The organism is Nocardia yunnanensis (genome assembly GCF_003626895.1).
GTDB classification, from domain to species: domain Bacteria; phylum Actinomycetota; class Actinomycetes; order Mycobacteriales; family Mycobacteriaceae; genus Nocardia; species Nocardia yunnanensis.
This window is the reverse complement of sequence record NZ_CP032568.1, coordinates 6,377,510-6,395,229: the sequence shown is the minus strand read 5'-3', so window position 1 is coordinate 6,395,229 and position 17,720 is coordinate 6,377,510. Positions and strand designations below refer to the sequence as shown.

The following is a 17,720-nucleotide window of genomic DNA, read 5'->3' as shown; positions in this document are numbered from 1 at the left end:
ACTCGTTCAGCCTCCAGCCGCACCACCACATCGTCTTAGGCCGACGGCATCGACGTGATCGCAGTCCATTCGACATCGACGTCGCGTGATCATCGTCGCCGTTGCATCAGCCCGCGAAACCTGGTCGCCCATGGCATGTTTCCGCAGGTAGACGTCCTAATCGGGTCACAATGCGCTAGCCAACTACTGGGCCAGTGCTTGGCCGCCGCGGATGCCCTCGACGATCGCGTCGGCGTGTATCTGGCCCGATTCGACGAGCATGCCCGCGACCGCGCCGCCCGCGTCGACGCCAAACTCGCAGCCGGGCAGCCGCTGGCGCCGTTGGACGGAATCCCCTTGGGAATCAAGGATATTCTCGCCAGTGCGCACGGACCGACCACCGCCCAGAGCTTGGTGCTCGATCCCGCCTGGGGTGCGGCCGCAGGCGACGCCGAGGTGGTGCGACGTCTCGAGCGGGCCGGCGCGATCGTCACCTGCAAGATCACGACCATGGAATTCGCAGTGGGCCTACCGGATCCGGACAAGCCCTTCCCGATCCCGCGCAGCGCCTGGGACACCCGACGCTGGGCGGGCGGGTCGAGTTCCGGTTCCGTCAGCGGCGTCTCCGGATCGACGGTCTCCGCCTCAGATTACCTACAGGCACAACGTGTTCGGCGCGTCGCGGCGGCGCGAACGAGCGAACTGCTCGCCGACGTGGATCTCGTCGTCACTGCGACCGGACGTCTCGGCGCACCGCGACTCGACGCCGGGTGGACGAGGCCCGATACCTGGACCCCGCAGGGGGTTTCGACAACCTCCGCTGACGGGACCGCCCGAGCGCGCTCAAACTACAGACCGCGCGAGCGCGCCGTACCGGCGTCGCGCGTAGGCGACGGTGATCACGATGACCAGCGGTCCCCAGGCCAACAGCGGTGCGTAACACAGACGCAGGACAACACCCGGCGCGCCGTGGGGAAAGTCGGGATGTGTCAGCGGGCTGTGGGACGACACGGCGACGGTCGTACAAATTGCCGTCACGGCCAGTCCACCGAGCGTCGCGGGGACGATGGCGACAAGCGGATGGATTCGGCGCCCGCCCAGCAGCGGGATCCAGGCCGGCGTCCGCTCGCCCCAAGGGCGAACCAGGCCGAGGGTGAGCAGCGCCGCCCCCCTGTGAAACCAAGGTCAAGATCCACACATAGGTCACGAACACCGGTCCGTGGTAGAGCCGTCCCAGCTCGCCGGTGAATCCGACATCGACCCCGAATCCGGCCGCGACCGCCACACGCACGAGGGAATCGTGCATCCGACTGTCACCCATGCGGCGAGCTCGGCCCAGCGTGGGACTTCCCATTCCTCGTCGGGCATGGCGATTGCACTCCTGTCTACGAAATACGAAGGGGCGGAGGATTTTCAGAGGTTATACGCGTTCGTATAACCTCTGCGTTGACTGTATACCGGCCCGTCCAGGAAGAGAGGGGTCAGCCATCGCATTCACGGTGGCGATGGACACATACGGCTACCACCGGATGTTCGCCGACCTCGTCAGCTCTCGCGTATGGATCCCGCAGGGACGGAAGTGATCTCGTCGCCGGCGAGCGCGTCGCGCACGATCCGGTCGACCGCCGCCGCGGCGGCACGCGGGTCGGCGTCGGACTTGCGGGCGCACCTCCGTACGGCGGCATAAGGCAACTCGATGATCAACAGCGCCAACCGTTCCCGGTCGGCGCGGCTACGGTAACCCAGCCGATCACCGAGTTCCCTTACCGCGTCATCTATTCGAGCCTGCTGCGCCGCGGCCACCTCGCGCGATTCGGCGCTCCACTGCGCGAACCCGAATGCCTCCGAGCCCGCGAGCAAGACCGCGACCTCGGTCGGATTCCTTCGCGACCAGTCGATCACGTGATGTGCGGCCGCGATCGCGGCCTGCTGTGGTGGATCGATTCGCAGGGCCTCGAGAAATCCGCTTTGAAAGCGCTCCACCGTGCGCAGCCACAGACCTGCCAGCAGCGCCGCCCGGTCGGGAAAGCGGTAGTAGACCGAGCCGCTGGGCGCGCCCACCGCGGCCGCGACCGCGCTCATGGTGACTGCCGCGGCACCGTGGGACGCGGCCAAGTCGGCGGCGGCGTCCAGCAGCGAGTCCAGGGTGTGCGTGGGTTTCCTCGACACCTATTGGAGACTACCCTCTAATAGAAATTAGAGAGCAGTCGCTAAATGAAAGGTCCTGATGATGGTGCGCAATATCCACAGCCGAGTGATCGCAGCCGATGCCGAGGCGGTGGGCCGACTGCTCGACACACTGTCGAGCGACGACGACCGGCTGTGGCCGATCCAGCAATGGCCCGCAATGCGATTCGATCGTCCGCTGGGAGTCGGTGCGGTCGGTGGGCACGGGCCCATCCGCTACACCTGCGTCACCTACGTGCCCGGCCGCGAGGTGAGGTTCCGGTTCCACCGCCCAGCCGGTTTCGACGGGACGCACGGATTCATCGTGGAAGAGCTGGACTCCGGACACACCCGCCTGACCCACGAGCTGATCATGCGAACCCACGGCAAGGACCGGTTCACCTGGGCCCTCGGCTGGCGCTGGCTACACGACGCCGCACTGGAAGACTCGCTCGACCTCGCCGAGACCGCACTGGTTCCAGGAACGACGCCGAGAAGCCGCCACAGCCGCTATGTCCGCTTCCTACGCGGGCGGATCCACAGCGATCAGGTCCGCAAAAGCCTGGTTCACCAGTAATCACGCCAGAAGGATCGACATGAAGACTCGGCTGGGCAGCATGCTGACGCTGCTCGCGGTGGCGGCCGCCATCCTGCTCCTGCGCGGCATTCGCGGCGCAGCGCAGGAAAATCGTTCCCCGCTTGAAGTCCCGGCCGGATAGTCCCCCGGTTCCGGTTCGCTAGGCCGGCACCCCAGCGAGCGCAGCGTCCCACCGCGTCCCGCTCGATCCGCCGAGAATCGCCAGGTATCAGAGTATCTCGCAGTTCTCACGCACTGATTGAGCGCAGACGTATCGGCTAGTTGCCAAATTCGTTGCCAGAAACCTCGATAAAAGTTGAGGGCGGCCCTGAAACCTACTGGTCAGGACCGCCCTCGTTTGTAGCGGGGACAGGATTTGAACCTGCGACCTCTGGGTTATGAGCCAACAAGGACCTGCCCCGCACGGTCCCGCCGTGTTCGGCGGAATCCGTTCCGTGCTGGTCAACGGGGTTTCGATCGTCCGTGCTATCCGTGTCGTTCCACCCGGCACACTGGATTTCGCCGGGTCCGGTTGCCAAATCCGTTGCCAATTCCGGCCGATCGGCATGGGTGCTGGTCGGTCGCCGGGCCAGTTGTTCGCGGTCCAGGAGGCAAGGTTCAGGCGGCATCGGCACGACCACGGCAAAGATCGCGATCCCAGCGCGCCCAATGGCTGGGCGGGCCAGGGAGCCTTGTCGCTCCCGGTAAGGCGAACAGTGCCAGGGCGCCTGGACCGATGACCTCGAAGGCCAGGCCGAGGCAGACCACGTTCTCAGAGGTACACGAGCTCGCCGACGAGTTCTTCCGCCGGCTCGGCGAGCAGGTCGCCGCCGTCCTGCCCGGCATTCCCCGAGCAGCTCCGGCAGTTCGAGAACTTCCTGACCGAGCTGACGAGTGCGATGAACAATCGTCTCGCCCGGCCGATTCCGCCCTCATTGTTACGAGATGCTCTGGGCAGCAGACGATTATGGACTCGGCACACGGGTAATCCAAGCAATCAGGTCGGCTTCCACCTCGTCGCGGTTGATCTCGTTGAGGATCTCGTGCCGCGCCCCCGGATACACGCGGTAGGTGATGTCGGTCAACCCGGCCTCGCGATATCGGTCGATCAGCAGATCACTCAACCGCAGATTGTCGTTGAGCGGATCCCGATCACCCACCATCACGTAGACAGGTAGATCGGTGGGAACGGTTGTCGGCTTCGAAAGCCGCTCGGCGGCAACCGTTGCCAATTGCGTCATGTTGGCCGGGTCGAGATCGAACCCGCACCACGGATGTGCCACATACGCGTCGACCTGCGCCTCGTCACGACTGAGCCAGTCCGCGGTCGTGCGTGTGGGCTGGAATCGGGCATTGAACAGCCCCAGCAGATCTCCATCTGCCTCGGCGATCATGGCGAACAGCTGGTCGACCGCTGTGGTGCCGCACAGCACGACATCGTCGACGAGGCCTGAGTGTTCGAGAATGTACTGCTGAACCGCGAAGGATCCGAGGCTGTGTCCGAACAGGACGACGGGAATCCCGGTGTGCTTGACGCGCAGCAGCCTGGTGAGTGTCACAAGGTCCTCGACCAGTAAGTTCCACCCGTTCTCGCCGAGGTCGCCGGGCGTGCCCGTGATGCTGTGGCCGTGCCCGCGATGGTCCGGGGCATAGACAGCGTATCCGGCGTCGGCGAGTCGTTCGGCGAGATGACTGTAGCGGGCGGCGTATTCGCCCATCCCGTGCGCGATTTGCACGATCCCGACCGGTTCCTGGTCGACCGGCAGCCATTCCCGGACGTGGATGACGGTGCCATCGCTGCTGGTGAAGGTGGACATGGGATGCTCCTGCGGCTTCGAGGGATGAAATATGGAGGGTGGCGGCGTGTTTCACGGCTGAGTGATGGCGCGTTTGAGGATCTTGCCGCTGGGGCCGGTGGGCAGCTCGTCGAGCAGCCAAACATGGCGGGGGTATTTGTAGGCAGCGATGCGTTCGCGCACGAAGCTCTGCAGTTCCTCCGCGGTGGTGTTCGCTTCCGCGCTCAGAACGATGGCGGCGACGATCTCCTCCCCCAAGTGATCGTCGGCGATGCCGAAGACGGCGGCCTGCACGACATCGGGGTGTTCGTAGAGCAGCTCCTCGATTTCGCGGGGGTAGATGTTGTACCCGCCGCGAATGATCATGTCCTTCTTGCGGTCGACGATGTAGTAGTAGCCGTCGTCGTCGCGCCGGGCGAGGTCGCCGGTGCGGAACCAGCCGTCGGGAATCGCGGCCTCGGTCGCCTCGGGCCGATTCCAGTAGCCGGACATGACATTCGGGCCGCGGACCGCGATCTCGCCGATCCCGTCGATCACATCGACCAACTCGACCTCGACGTCACGGATCGGCACACCGATCGAGCCGGGTTTGCGCGGCCGCCCGGCGTGGTTGAACGTGACTACGGGGCTGGTCTCCGACAGACCGTAGCCCTCCAGGATTTCGCAGCCGAAGGTCTTCTCGAAGGCGGTGAGCAGTTCCACCGGCAGCGACGCACCGCCGGATACACAGCGCCGCAACGACGTGACGTCCGCTGTCGTCGCGACCGCGTCGTGCAGCAGCGTGGAGTACATGGTCGGCACACCAGCGAAGACAGTGACCCGGTCGCGGGCGATCGCCTCGAATACCGTGGCCGGCTCGAAGCGCGGAACCAATGTCAGCGCGGCTCCGCAATAGATCGCGGCATTGAGTGCGCAGGTCTGCCCGAAGGTGTGGAACAGCGGCAGGCAGCCCAGGATCACATCATCGTGGTGGAGCTCCTGCACGGTCGAGGCGTACACCTCGGCGTTGTGCGCGAGCCCGGCGAGCGTCAGCGCCGCTCCCTTGGGTTGGCCGGTGGTCCCCGAGGTGTAGAGGATCACCGCCACCTGATCCAGCTCCACCTCTGGGCTCTCATGGCGTGGCGCGTGCCTCCCCAGCAGGGCGGCAAACGACGTCGGATCGATCGTCCGGACAATGGTCCCGCTCGCCGCCGCCCCTTGCGGCCCCTCCCCTGGACCGCCCCTCCAATCGAACAGCACTCGTGCACCGCAATCGGACAGGTAGTAGGCGACCTCACGGGCCTTCAGCAACGGATTCATCGGCACCACAACGCATCCCGCGCGCAGGATCCCGTAGTAGAGAACCACGAACTCCGGCACGTTGGGCATCATCAGAGCCACCCGAGACCCTGGAGTCACACCCTCGGCACGCAGCATCGAGGCGACCCGCGCGGTCCGCTCCTCGAGCTGCGCATAGGTCAGGACCGTATCGTCCGATCGCACCGCGACCCGGTCCGGGACACGCAGGGCCGACTGCAGCAGATTCACGGTCAAGGAGCGCATCGTCAACTTTCCGGTAGTGCCGAAAACATCGCCGAAATCGTCGCATCGATGTGATCGCGCTCCCATGGACGCAGGGACAACATCACCGGTCCGCCAACTGTTCGCCGCAACAACCACGAACCGGTAACCTGCGGAAATGCCCCGCACCACGCCGCCGGAAGCAATCGTCGAAGTAGCCGCGCTCCTACTCGAGACCATCGACGACCTCGGACTGCGGTTGGCCCGGCGCTTCCTCGCCGAACTCGACACCTACCGCAACGAGGCGCAGGTGCCCTTCGACACCATTCGCACCTCCTGCACGCGCAATCTCACTCTGATGCTGCGACACTTCACCACCACCGCACCGGTGGACCCGGAACCGCCCAAGGAGACCGGGCGACTACGTGCACAGCAGGGTGTGCCCCTGGCCGAAACCTTGCACGCCTTCCGCATCGGATTCGAATTCCTGTGGTCCGAACTGGTTTCCGCCTCACGACGCCACCCCGAGGTCACCGACGCAATGCTCGTCGCCCTCGCTGCAGAGGTCTGGGCACTATCGGGTGAATACGCTGTCGCAGTAGCGGCCGCCTACCGAGAAACCACCACCGAACTGGTACTGCAACGCGAACACGAACGCTCCGTACTGGTCGAGGCCCTGTTCACCGGCATGATCGCCGACCCGACCACCCTCGGCGAAGCAACCCGAATCCTCGGCCTGCCCCCGACCGGCCGCTACGTCGTCGTCGCCGCCGAAGCACCTGCCACCGGCCGTGAGGCCCTACCCGGCATCGAAATAGCCTTACGCGCAGCACAAATCACCTCCGCCTGGCGATTGCTGCCCGACCAGCAGATCGGCGTACTCGCCCTGCCCGAACCCCGAGAACCATCAGCACTGAAGGCACTACGCGCCCATCACACCCGCGTGGGCATCAGCCCGCCCTACGACGCCCTGCCCGAAACACCGCAGGCACTACACTTCGCCCGACTCGCCCTCACCGGTCTACGCGACCGCCCCCGCGGCGTCGCCCGCTTCGACGACGACCCCCTCGCCATGCTGATCGCGGCAGCACCGATCGAAGCCGAACGGATGACCCGAGTTTCGCTCGGCCCCCTTCTGGCCCTGCCCTATGAAGAACGCGAACGGCTACTACTGACCCTCCGCACCTGGTACGCCGAAAACGGCTCCGCCGCCGACACCGGCCGCGAACTCTTCCTGCACCCCAACTCCGTCCGCTACCGCCTGCGCCGCATCGAGGAAGTCACCGGCCGTTCCCTCACCGACCCCCGAGCGGTCCTCGAGCTCGGGGTCGCCTTGCGTGCATTGCACCGCCCGAATCGCAGCCTGTGACAGGTCCATCCACCCAGATCGACTGCCCCTCGATCCCCCGAGGTCCGGAATCCCGCCTGCGATCACTGGGCTGGCACCCCAGCGATCGCACCGTCCCACCGCGTCCCGCTTGGTTCACCGAGAACCGCCTGGTAGCAAAGCATTTCACAGTCTCGACGCACCGATCAGGCGCAGGCATCCCGGGAAGTTGCCAAATCCGTTGCCAGGAACCTCGACAAAAGTCGACGGCGGTCCTGAAACCTATCGGTCAGGACCGCCCTCGTTGGTAGCGGGGACAGGATTTGAACCTGCGACCTCTGGGTTATGAGCCAACAGGAAACAATTCCGAACGTGCCGCCGCATACCGCTACATCCTGGCTGCGCAGGTCAGGGAAATATCACTCGTCCGCGACATCCGTCTGATCCCACACCGTCCGCAGGGTCCCGCCCTGTCGTGATGCCAATTTTGATGCCAAATCCCTGCCATAACCAGTGATCCAGGCGGCACCTGCATGCGACGGCCATCCACCGTAAACGACGGGGGACACGTACTCTTACACGGCGGTTGGCCAGGGCAACGTTGGATGACTCATTCCCCATCGGCGGCCATTACTGGGTAGGCACCTCCCGCCCTGGAGGAAAAGACCATTGAGGATCGCCGACTGTACCGAAGGCTCCCGTTTCCTCCACCGCGACCGCGGTCAGTTTGCCGTCCGAGGTAACAAGCCACGCGAGCACTTCCTCAACCGGAGCAGCATCTTGCCCCCATGGCTCCCCGCGGACACGCCACCCAGCACCTGGTAGAGCGGCAATTACTCGGCTGGCCCGCTCAAGGTGAGAGAAGTCTGGGTAGTCCGTAACGGGACGTCGGGCTCCTTGTTCAGGGTCAACGATGAGAGCAGTCCCTGTCACTGTATCCCAGCCATCCACATCTCGTTGGCGGCCCATGAGCGTCTCAGTTCCATTGAAGATTGCTATCCAGCCGGTGGTATTGAAGTTTCGGATACTAGACATACGGAACATCATCTCCTGACGTTGGGGGTAACTGCTGACAGCCTCCCCATGTTCCAAGACTGGACTAGGTGCCGTCACCTGGTTCGGCGTGGCCGAATCCAACCTCCCGAGCACCGGATTCTCAGCCAGGCCCGGGACCTCTTCGATTAGCTTCGCGCGAACCTTTTGAATGAAGTCCGCGAATGCGGACTTCAACTCATCAGCTTGTATCGATGTCCGAATTGGACGCTCCGAGCTTTCGATCAGAACTGATCCATTTCGCAAATGGAAGGTAATGACCTCTGCCCTCTCCGTAAACCCAATCGAAGCATTCTTGCCACACGATATCCGCTCGATAACCCACTGGAAAGAAAGCGCCAAGTCAACCAGTGAGCCTTTCCGGGTAGCGGCTGGGCGTGCTGGGTGACCGGTGGACTCGCTGAAAGTGGTTGCTGGGCAATGTAAGAGCGCAGAGTCCTGGTAAAAGGATGTTCGACCAAGAACACATCTTCATAAGACTGCGACGCACCAGCGGCGATGTGCGCTGCCCACCACGTCGTCGATTGGGCCAAAGGCGGGCCCACCGACCTCGACAACCTGGCATTGGTGTGCGATCACCACCACGCGATGGTCAACGACAGCGAATACGGGTGGACCACGGTGATGATGGGTAAGGATTCCCCGCATCGCGGGCGGGTCGGCTGGATCGCGCCAGCAGCGGTCGACCCGTCGCGTACGCCTCGGGTGAACGAGAAACATCACGCCGGGCAGCGGGTCGCCACTAGCATCGCCGCACGCTGCCACCAGTGGGGTCCACAGGCCGCATGAACCCCGGGGCCGCTGTTCCACCCCGGGCGTACGCAAAGCAAACAGAACAGTGTGGGCGCGTCGCCTGCCCTGCCGGACCGGGGCTGACGCCCAGTCGAGAGCCGCAGCCAGCCGATTCCGGCCCACGGACTGCACGCATCACCTACTCGAGACAACCCCACCAACTGCGTCCCGCGAAGCCCCTCACACCCGAGGACTTCCCCCAAAGCGCAAGCGCTGCAGGTTCTTTGACAATTCCACAGAGACAGATTCACGGCCGGTGGGCGAGTGTGCTGGTAGGTGAGTGAGGTTGGTGGGTGAGTGTGCTGGGAGGGGCGAGCTGTTCCCGGTGGCGGCTGGTGGGTGAGGGGGCCTCGCAAGCTCGGCCACCCTCTCTCCCTCCTCCAGGCCGTCTTTTATCTTTTCTTCTTTTGTCTTTTGTGTCTGAGGGTTTTGTCTTTATCTTTTGTCTTGTGGCAGACCCGACTCTCACCCCGGACCGCTGGCGCACCTACCTTCTCTGGTGGCGTTTTTGGGGTGTCATCGGGTTCTGCCTGACAGGCTTCCTGTCTTTCCTGATCATCAGCGATATGGAGGGGGTGCCGGCCTTCTGTAGCTGGCACCACCCTTGCTCTCCGGTGATCCTGATGCTCTTCGGGCCGCTGCCGCTCTACACGTGGTTCCTTTCGGGAACCGCGTCCTGGGCGACAGCGCGAGCGGCCCTCCACCAGCGTCGATCTCCCATGTGGGGGATGTTCGTCGGGGCGGTGCTCTTCATTCCCGGGGTAATCCTGAGCCTCTACCTGGTGGCCAACTATTGGTGGCCCTGAGGGGCGGAACGTCAGGGCGCGACCGAACCCCAGTCGGCGAACCCGGTTGGATCGTGTCGCCCCATGCTTCCGTGCTCGAACAGCCCCCAGCCCTCGGCGTCTCCGCACCGCGCCCTGCCGACGTGGTCGATGACGCCGAATGGGATACGGCCGGCGATGCCCGGGTCGGTGAGGTCGTAGAGCTTGCTCTCCACCCATTCCCGGCCCTTCCACTGGCCGTGCTGCCAGTCCGGGTCGCCGCCGTAACCGCAGCCGACGTTGAGCGCCATGAAGGTGCCCGCCTCGACCTCGAGTTCGAGCGGTTTGCCTTCGCCGGTGGTCAGGTCCAGCCGGACCTTGGTGGGGATGCGGGTGCCGGATTTGTAGGTCAAATGCACACGCGGCCAACCGAGTTGCTCGATCCGGCCGTCTTTCCAGATGCGGGTGGCGTCGTTGAGGGTGCGGAAGCCGTTGGGCTCCTCCTGCACGATGACGATGATCGAGAACTCGTCGAAGAGCAGCGGCACGTACAGCCACCAGAAGCCTTCGGACGGTTCGGAGGCCAGCCGCCCGGGATGATCGGATTCGCCGACCGGTCGGATGCCCCACGACCGGTCCCGGGTGCCGCACCACGCGGACGGCTCGACCGCGATATCGCTGCCGTCGGCATGCAGTGTGCCCGACCAGGTTCCGACCTGCGCGAAACGCTGCGCGTCGATGATGGGCCGCTGCACCCCGGTGAGAATGGTGTGCGGCTGCTCGGCCACCGCAGGGAAGGCGCCCTCCCAGGTGAGGTCGAAGGACAGGTCGTCGTGCTCGCACAGCACGCGGATCTTCTGCAGCGGCTCCACCACCTCGATGCGGTAGCCGCCGACCCGGGCTTCCAGCCCCCGCTCCACCAGCGCGTCGGAGAAGCGCACCGCCCGCTGGGTGTCACCCCGGCGCACGGTGGCGAAGGCGTCGGTGACCCCCAGATTCGGGTACACGCCGAAACCGGTCACCAGAAAGGTGTCGCTGCCCCTGTCGAGGGCGTTGAAGTAGTTGCGGTCGTAGAAGTTTCGATCGCTGGTCCCGACCCGCGACATCGACAGCGGCGTCTGGTGGATCGGGTATTCGTCGAGTGCGTTGATCTTGTTCTGCGTCATTCTCAATCCCACGAGTAGGTGCCGTCGAGCATGGCTTCCAGTACCGGCCGGTGCATCACGTAGTCGTCGCGGTCATCGGTGTCGGTCGCCTCACCGAAGTGGATCATTCGCCGCCGGACGCGGGCCATCACGATCCCGTGCCGCAACGCGGCGTACATGAGGTACCAGTCCATATCGCGCGGCGCGTGCCCGCTGGCATCCTGGTACAGCTTCTCCACATCGGCGCGGCGCATGTAATCGGCCAGGCCCGGCTGATCGAAGCGGGTGGCGATGTCCTGGAAGAACCGGTGGATGAAGATGGTCCAGGCGATATCGAGCTCACGCGGTCCGAGCGCGGCCATCTCCCAGTCCAGCACCGCGACCGGATCGAACCCGTCGAACATGACATTGCCGGGCCGGGCGTCACCCCAGCTGAGCACATCGGGTCCGGTGTCGGTGGGGAAGTTCTGTTCCAGCCACTCGAAGGCGCGCTCCAGCAACGGAATCCGGTAGCCGTCATTCGCCAGCGCCCAGTCGTACCAATCCTGCTGCGCCTGGAAATGCCGGCGCAGCGCCGAACCCTCGCCCGCGAACATCGGAAACCGCACCTGCGGATCCGGAATGGAATGCACCTTGGCGATGATGTCGACGGTATGCCGGGTGACCCGGTAGCGGTCCTCCGCGCTCGCATCGTGCAGCCAGCCGACGAACACGTACGGCGGATTGTCCTCGGGCACACGGCCATCGACGCGTCGCATCACGAAGAACGGTGCGCCCAGCACATTGTCGGAGCCGTTCTCGAGCCAGCACAGCGGCGGCACCGGCAGATCGGTGGCCTCGGCGACACCCGCCATCACCGCGTATTGCGTTGCCAGATCGTACTTCTCGAACACCGGGAAGGAGTCGCGGTCCGGCGCCAGCCGAGCCACGAAGGACCCGCCGGCCGCCTGCCCGTGCTCGGTCCACTCGGCATCGAACAGCAGCGTGGTGCTCGACATGCCGCCCGCCTGCGGCCGGGTGATCGAGGTGACCCGCGGCGGCTCCTCGGCTTCGACCTTGGTGCCGAGCCACTGCGCGAGTTCGTCCGCGAGTTCGTCGAGGTTCTGGTCGGAGACGGTGAGTTCCATCCGCTGGTTGGGATCGGCATTGGCCGAAGTCATGAGGTCCTCCCTGCACGGGTATCGCGGGGCATGTGGTAAGCCCGGCGCGCTGGGTGAAATGTAACGCGTTCCAAATCCCGCCGTAAGGGGATCGGGGAGACCTGTTTCGCCAGTACCGGTCACCGGGATGCGGGTTGGTCGCTCAGGGTCGTTCGTGCTGACACGTACGCCTCCAGAAGTAGTTCCTATCAGGCATATTCCGGGTCGGCTCAGGGTCTTACCGGAAGCATGCCGAGGCCCCCGATGCCTACCGTCGAAACGTGCTGACAATCGATACGACCCTCGATCGGGAGGCCGGTGACACCGCATCCCGACCGGCCTGGAGTCCCTTCGGTCGACTCGCCTTCCGCTTCGGATTCCTGTACTTCGGGCTGTTCTGCGTCTTCTATCCGCAGCCGCTGTTCGCGTTCCTCGGCCCGGCGGCCCGCTGGCTGCCCGAGGATTGGTTCCGCTACTGGCTCGACCTGTCGACGCCGCTGGTGAAATGGGTGGGCCACACCGTTTTCGGGACCGATCTCGTCCTGCACGACTCGGGCAGCGGCGATCAGGCCATCCTGTGGGCGCTGGTGTTCTGCATCCTGGTGATCGCGGTGCTCGGCACCCTGGTGTGGACGGCGCTCGACCGCGCCCGCACCGACTATCGCCGCCTGGCCGCGTGGTTCCTGCTGTTCATCCGGCTGTGCCTGGCCGGGCAGATGCTGGGTTACGGCTTCGCCAAGGCGATTCCGACGCAGATGCCCGATCCCGCGCTCACCACCCTGCTGACGCCGTTCGGTGATTTCGCGCCGATGGGAGTGCTGTGGACCCAGGTCGGCGTCTCGCCGGTCTACCAGAGCCTGCTCGGCACCGCCGAAGTGCTGGGCGGTCTGCTGTTGCTGCTGCCGCGCGCCCAGCTGGCGGGTGTCCTGCTGAGCCTGGTGAGCATGACGCAGGTCTGGGTCCTGAACATGACCTTCGACGTGCCGGTGAAACTGCTGTCGTTCCACCTCATGCTGCTGTCCCTGGTGCTGCTGATCCCCGAGCTACCGCGCCTGACCGCACTGCTCACCGGGCGCGCCGCCGGCCCCGCCGCCACCCCGCAACCCTTCCGTAGCCGCCGCGCCGCCCGCATCGCCGCGGCCGCGCAGGTGCTGCTGGCACTGTGGATCTCGACGGGCGACGTCTGGCAGCAATGGGACGGCTGGCACCAATACGGCCGCGGCGCCGCCAAATCCGAGCTGTACGGCATCTGGCAGGTCACCGAGTTCACCCGCGACGGCCAGCCCGTGCCACCGCTGCTGACCGATGAGAGCCGCTGGCGGCGACTGGTTTTCGATCAGCCGCAGATGGCGGTCGTCCAGCACATGGACGACGAGCTGCAGCAGGTAGGCGCCCAAATCGACACCGGCACACATCGAATGGTGTTGCGCGCGATGGCCTCCGACACGGATCTGGCCGATTTCACCTACGACCGCCCCGCTCCCCACCGCCTGATCCTCGACGGCCATCTCGACGGCCACGCCGTCACCATCGCCCTCGATCAACTCGACCTCGGCCAACTCCCGCTGCGCGCCGGCCGGGGCATGCATCTGATCCAGGAGGACGCGAACTTCGGCAAGGTCATGGGGGAGTGATGTCACCCAGCTCGTCGGCACGCCGTAGGCTCAATCCTTGTGCAGAACGCCTCAGCCACCCCCGATGACCAGCCGGTTCCGGATTCGCAAGCCCCGTCCGGTGACCCGAACTACCTGGTCGGCCTCGATCTGAACGGCCGTCGCGTGGTCGTGGTCGGCGGCGGCACGGTGGCGCAGCGGCGGCTCGGGCTGCTCATCGCCTCCGGCGCGGACGTGCACGTGATCAGCCGCGAGGTGACCCCCGCGGTCGAGGGGATGGCGACCTCCGGGCAGCTCACCGTCGAACTGCGCGCCTACGCCGACGGCGATCTCGAGGGCGCCTGGTATGTCATGGCCTGCACCGACGAACCGGAGACCAACGCGGCCGTGGTCGCCGAGGCCACCCGCCGCCGGGTGTTCTGCGTGCGCGCCGACACCGCGCGCCTCGGCACCGCCGTCACCCCCGCGACCGCCCGCTACGACGGCATGACCCTCGGCGTCCTCGCCGGCGGCGTGCATCGCCGCTCCGCCGCGGTGCGCAACGCGCTGCTGGAAGCGCTGCAATCCGGTGTGGTGACCGATGATTCGGCTCCCGTGGTGCCCGGGGTGGCACTGGTCGGCGGCGGCCCCGGCGACCCGGATCTCATCACCGTGCGCGGTCGTCGCCTGCTGGCCCGCGCGAATCTCGTTGTCGCCGATCGCCTCGCGCCGCCGGAACTGCTGGCTGAACTGGGCCCGGACGTCGAAGTCGTGGACGCGGCCAAGATCCCCTACGGCCGGGCCATGGCGCAGGAGCACATCAACGCCACTCTCATCGAGGGCGCGAAAGCCGGCAAGTTCGTGGTCCGGCTCAAGGGTGGCGACAATTACGTTTTCGGCCGCGGCTACGAGGAACTCGAGGCGTGCGTGGACGCTGGGATCCCGGTGACGGTGGTTCCCGGTGTCACCAGCGCCATCTCGGTGCCGGCGCTGGCCGGGATCCCGGTCACGCATCGGGGTGTGACGCACGAGTTCGTGGTGGTCAGCGGCCATGTGGCCCCGGATCATCCGGATTCGCTGGTCGATTGGCCCGCCCTCGCTCAGCTGCGCGGCACCATCGTGCTGCTGATGGCCGTCGAACGCATCGAGAAGTTCGCCGACGCACTGCTGGCCGGCGGCCGCGCCGCCGACACCCCCGCCACCGTGATCCAGGAGGGCAGCCTGCGCACCCAGCGCGTCCTGCGCGCGGATCTGGCCACCATCGCCGAACGCGTGCGCGCCGAGAACATCCGCCCGCCCGCGATCGTCGTGATCGGCCCGACGGCGGGGTTCACGGCGGGCGCACCCGATCACCTCATCCACTAGAGTGGCCGGGTGCTCGATAATCCCGCTGCGACGATGCAGTATCCGGTGACCAAGCGGGCGTTCGGGCTCGCCATTCTCGTCCTCAGCGGGCTGCAGCTGATGGTCGTACTCGACGGCACCGTCATGATTCTGGCGCTACCGCGACTACAAGAGCAGCTCGGACTCTCGAGCGCGGGCAGCGCCTGGACGGTGACCGCCTACGGTCTCCCGTTCGCGGGCCTGATGCTGCTGGGCGGGCGCCTGGGCGACTCGTTCGGCCGCAAGCGAATGCTGATCCTCGGTGTCGCGCTGTTCACCATCGCCTCGGCATTCTGCGGCACCGCGCAGAACGAGGCGTGGCTGATCGCGGCCCGCGCCCTGCAGGGCACCGGTGCGGCCATTGCCGCGCCGACCGCGTTCGCGCTGGTGGCTTCCACCTACGCGCCCGGCCCGGCCCGCAACCAGGCGGTCGCCATCTTCGGATCCATGGTCGGCGTCGGCTCGGTCGGCGGTCTGGTCATCGGCGGCGCGCTGACCCAGGTGGATTGGCGCTGGATCTTCTGGATCAATGTGCCGATCGGCCTGCTCATCGTGTGGGGCGCGGTCTACCAGTTGCGCGACACCGCTCACCACCGCATGTCGATGGATGTGCGCGGCGCGATCCTGGGCACCCTGGCCTGCGTGTCGATCGTGTTCGGCGCCACCGAGGGCCCCGAAATGGGTTGGGGCTCACCGGTCATCCTCGGCACCCTGATCGGCGGGTTCGTGCTGCTGATCGTGTTCGTGCTGGCCGAACGCAATGTCGACAATCCGCTGCTGCCGTGGTCGCTGTTCGACAGCCGCGATCGCGTGATGACCTTCGCCGCCATCTTCCTGGCCTCCGGCGTGCTCGGCGCGACCACCTTCTTCGTCGCCCAGTTCCTGCAGAACGTGCTGCGCTACAGCCCCTTGCAGGCTGGTCTGGCCAGCATCCCGTTCACCCTGGGCGCGGGTGTCGGTACCGCGGTGGCGTCCAAGGCGTGCATGTACGTGAAGGCGCGCTGGCTGTTGCTGGCGGCCGCGGCGGTGCTGTCGGGTGCGCTGTATTTCGGTTCCACGCTGGACAGTTCGGCCGACTACTTCCCGACGCTGCTGGTCATGATGTCGATCGTCGGCTTCTGCATCGGCACCGCCATCGTGATCCTGCCGCTGTGCGTGCTGGTCGGCGTCGACATGGCCCATATCGGCCCGCTGTCGGCGGTCGGGCAGATGTTCATGAACATGGGCACGCCGTTCGCGGTCGGCGTGCTGAGCCCGGTCGCGTTGTCGCGCACGCTGTCGCTGGACAAGAGCGCGACCGGCAAGGTGAGCGAGATGGCGCAGCACCAGATCGACGCGCTGGGCCACGGCTACACCTTCGTCCTGCTGGTGTGCGCGCTGGGCACGGCGGTCATGGGGCTGCTGGCGTTGACGTTGCGGTACACCCCACAGCAGCTGGCCCAGGCGCAGCACGCGCAGGACGAAGCGCAGAAGAGCTAGGGCACGCGGGTGACGCCGATCGCCGATTCGCTGAGGCTGCCCAGGTAGATCACCCCGTCCTGTTCGGCGACGCCGGTCACCATGGCGTAATCGCTGCCCTCGCGCTGCAGGTCGTGCACCAGCCGCCCGTCGAAGTCGAACGCCTGCACCCACACCGTGCGCGCCGGCTTCGGTTGCAGCCGTTCGGGAATCGCCCATACCAGCCGCCGCAGTACGCCGGGCAGCGGAAGCAGCGTGTCCAGCAACGGATTTCGCAACGACACCAGCGCCACCCAGATCAGCCCGTCGCTGCCGAGCCCCATATTGTCGGGAAAAGCGGGCAGGTTCTCGACGAAGCGATCATGGGTGCCCGCCCGAGGGCCGCTGAGCCAGTAGCGGGTGATGCGGTAGCCGCCGGTCTCGGCGACCAGCACACAGGAGCGATCGGGCGCCAGCACGATGCCGTTGGCGAATTTCAGCCCGTCGACCAGGGTTTCGACGCTGCCGTCCGGATTGCGGCGCAGCAGTCGCCCGGTTTCGGAGTGTTCGAGCATGTCGCCCATGTACTCGTGGAGTTTCCAGCGCCGGGTCGATTCGGAGAAGTAGACGGTGTCCCCGTCGGCGACCACATTGCTGGTGAAGTTCAACGGCTGCCCGTCGACCTCGGACACCAGGACCTCGAGCTGCCCGCCCGGCTTGTCCAGGCGCAGCAGCCCGCGGTCGGCATCGCAGATCAGCAGGGCGCCATCGGATTCCGCGTGCAGCCCGAGCGGGCGGCCGCCGGTGTGCCCGATGGTCTCGACCGTGCCGGTGCCGGGATCGACGGCCACCAGCGACCCGTCGGCGAGGCCCGCGACGACCCGCCCGTCGGCCGCGACCACGACGTCCTCCGGTCCCGCGCCGGGCACTTCGAGCCGGGTCAGCGGCGGCATCGGCGGTTGGCTCTGGGATTGGCGGGCGCGCGGGGTCGCGGTGGGAGGCGTCCAGCGGTGGGGCTGCATCGACATGCGTCCATTCAACCCGTCCGCCGATCCGCTTGGGCCGTCAAC

16 protein-coding genes are annotated in these 17,720 nt (G+C 66.0%); 9 read left to right on the top strand and 7 right to left on the bottom strand.

Annotated features, from left to right (window positions below):
* Nucleotides 1-135 precede the first annotated feature (135 nt).
* Nucleotides 136-1,227, top strand: a complete 1,092-nt coding sequence (locus tag D7D52_RS38795) for an amidase family protein (protein ID WP_222932936.1) — start codon at nt 136-138, stop codon at nt 1,225-1,227.
* Nucleotides 1,228-1,524: 297 nt separating this feature from the next.
* Here D7D52_RS38795 and D7D52_RS29935 read toward each other — a convergent pair whose 3' ends face one another.
* Nucleotides 1,525-2,148, bottom strand: a complete 624-nt coding sequence (locus tag D7D52_RS29935; RefSeq protein WP_120741710.1) for a TetR/AcrR family transcriptional regulator — start codon at nt 2,146-2,148, stop codon at nt 1,525-1,527.
* 85 nt (nt 2,149-2,233) lie between these two features.
* On the opposite strand from D7D52_RS29935, the gene D7D52_RS29930 reads away from it, so the two are divergent.
* Both D7D52_RS29930 and D7D52_RS40010 read left to right on the top strand, forming a co-directional pair.
* Complete coding sequence (locus tag D7D52_RS29930; protein WP_246023382.1) at nt 2,234-2,722, top strand: SRPBCC family protein; 489 nt, start codon at nt 2,234-2,236, stop codon at nt 2,720-2,722.
* Nucleotides 2,723-2,741: 19 nt separating this feature from the next.
* On the top strand, nt 2,742-2,864 hold the full coding sequence (locus D7D52_RS40010) for a hypothetical protein (RefSeq protein WP_281279137.1): 123 nt from the start codon (nt 2,742-2,744) through the stop codon (nt 2,862-2,864).
* A 630-nt stretch (nt 2,865-3,494) separates the two neighbouring features.
* Here the strand turns inward: D7D52_RS40010 and D7D52_RS40005 are convergent.
* Genes D7D52_RS40005 through D7D52_RS29920 form a run of 3 tightly spaced genes read right to left on the bottom strand, consistent with a single transcriptional unit; the run spans nt 3,495 to nt 6,060 of the window.
* Nucleotides 3,495-3,629, bottom strand: coding sequence for a hypothetical protein (locus D7D52_RS40005; protein ID WP_281279136.1), 135 nt, complete (start codon nt 3,627-3,629; stop codon nt 3,495-3,497).
* A 58-nt stretch (nt 3,630-3,687) separates the two neighbouring features.
* The gene (locus tag D7D52_RS29925; protein ID WP_120741708.1) at nt 3,688-4,539 is read right to left on the bottom strand and encodes an alpha/beta hydrolase; all 852 of its coding nucleotides are present in this window, start codon (nt 4,537-4,539) and stop codon (nt 3,688-3,690) included.
* Between the two features lie 51 nt (nt 4,540-4,590).
* On the bottom strand, nt 4,591-6,060 hold the full coding sequence (locus D7D52_RS29920; RefSeq protein WP_120741706.1) for a long-chain-fatty-acid--CoA ligase: 1,470 nt from the start codon (nt 6,058-6,060) through the stop codon (nt 4,591-4,593).
* Nucleotides 6,061-6,196: 136 nt separating this feature from the next.
* Between D7D52_RS29920 and D7D52_RS29915 the strand changes: the two genes are divergently transcribed.
* The 3 genes from D7D52_RS29915 (at nt 6,197) to D7D52_RS29895 (ending at nt 9,996) form a co-directional block, all read left to right on the top strand.
* Complete coding sequence (locus tag D7D52_RS29915) at nt 6,197-7,387, top strand: PucR family transcriptional regulator (protein ID WP_120741704.1); 1,191 nt, start codon at nt 6,197-6,199, stop codon at nt 7,385-7,387.
* 1,509 nt (nt 7,388-8,896) lie between these two features.
* Entirely contained in the window at nt 8,897-9,187 is a 291-nt protein-coding gene (locus D7D52_RS29900) for an HNH endonuclease signature motif containing protein (RefSeq protein WP_120741702.1), read from the top strand.
* Between the two features lie 452 nt (nt 9,188-9,639).
* Nucleotides 9,640-9,996: a hypothetical protein gene (locus D7D52_RS29895; RefSeq protein ID WP_162958641.1), complete on the top strand. Its 357-nt coding sequence runs from the start codon at nt 9,640-9,642 to the stop codon at nt 9,994-9,996.
* 11 nt (nt 9,997-10,007) lie between these two features.
* On the opposite strand, the gene D7D52_RS29890 is transcribed toward D7D52_RS29895, so the two are convergent.
* On the bottom strand, nt 10,008-11,120 hold the full coding sequence (locus tag D7D52_RS29890; RefSeq protein WP_120741698.1) for an Rv3169 family protein: 1,113 nt from the start codon (nt 11,118-11,120) through the stop codon (nt 10,008-10,010).
* A gap of 2 nt (nt 11,121-11,122) precedes the next feature.
* Nucleotides 11,123-12,259: a phosphotransferase family protein gene (locus D7D52_RS29885; RefSeq protein ID WP_120741696.1), complete on the bottom strand. Its 1,137-nt coding sequence runs from the start codon at nt 12,257-12,259 to the stop codon at nt 11,123-11,125.
* 260 nt (nt 12,260-12,519) lie between these two features.
* On the opposite strand from D7D52_RS29885, the gene D7D52_RS29880 reads away from it, so the two are divergent.
* From D7D52_RS29880 to D7D52_RS29870, 3 genes are all read left to right on the top strand, one after another.
* Complete coding sequence (locus D7D52_RS29880; RefSeq protein WP_120741694.1) at nt 12,520-13,872, top strand: DoxX family protein; 1,353 nt, start codon at nt 12,520-12,522, stop codon at nt 13,870-13,872.
* A gap of 114 nt (nt 13,873-13,986) precedes the next feature.
* Complete coding sequence (gene cobA, locus D7D52_RS29875) at nt 13,987-15,195, top strand: uroporphyrinogen-III C-methyltransferase (RefSeq protein WP_120744566.1); 1,209 nt, start codon at nt 13,987-13,989, stop codon at nt 15,193-15,195.
* Between the two features lie 33 nt (nt 15,196-15,228).
* Complete coding sequence (locus tag D7D52_RS29870; RefSeq protein WP_120741692.1) at nt 15,229-16,692, top strand: MFS transporter; 1,464 nt, start codon at nt 15,229-15,231, stop codon at nt 16,690-16,692.
* On the opposite strand, the gene D7D52_RS29865 is transcribed toward D7D52_RS29870, so the two are convergent.
* Complete coding sequence (locus D7D52_RS29865) at nt 16,689-17,678, bottom strand: SMP-30/gluconolactonase/LRE family protein (RefSeq protein ID WP_246023381.1); 990 nt, start codon at nt 17,676-17,678, stop codon at nt 16,689-16,691. The genes D7D52_RS29870 and D7D52_RS29865 overlap by 4 nt on opposite strands.
* Nucleotides 17,679-17,720: the final 42 nt, after the last annotated feature.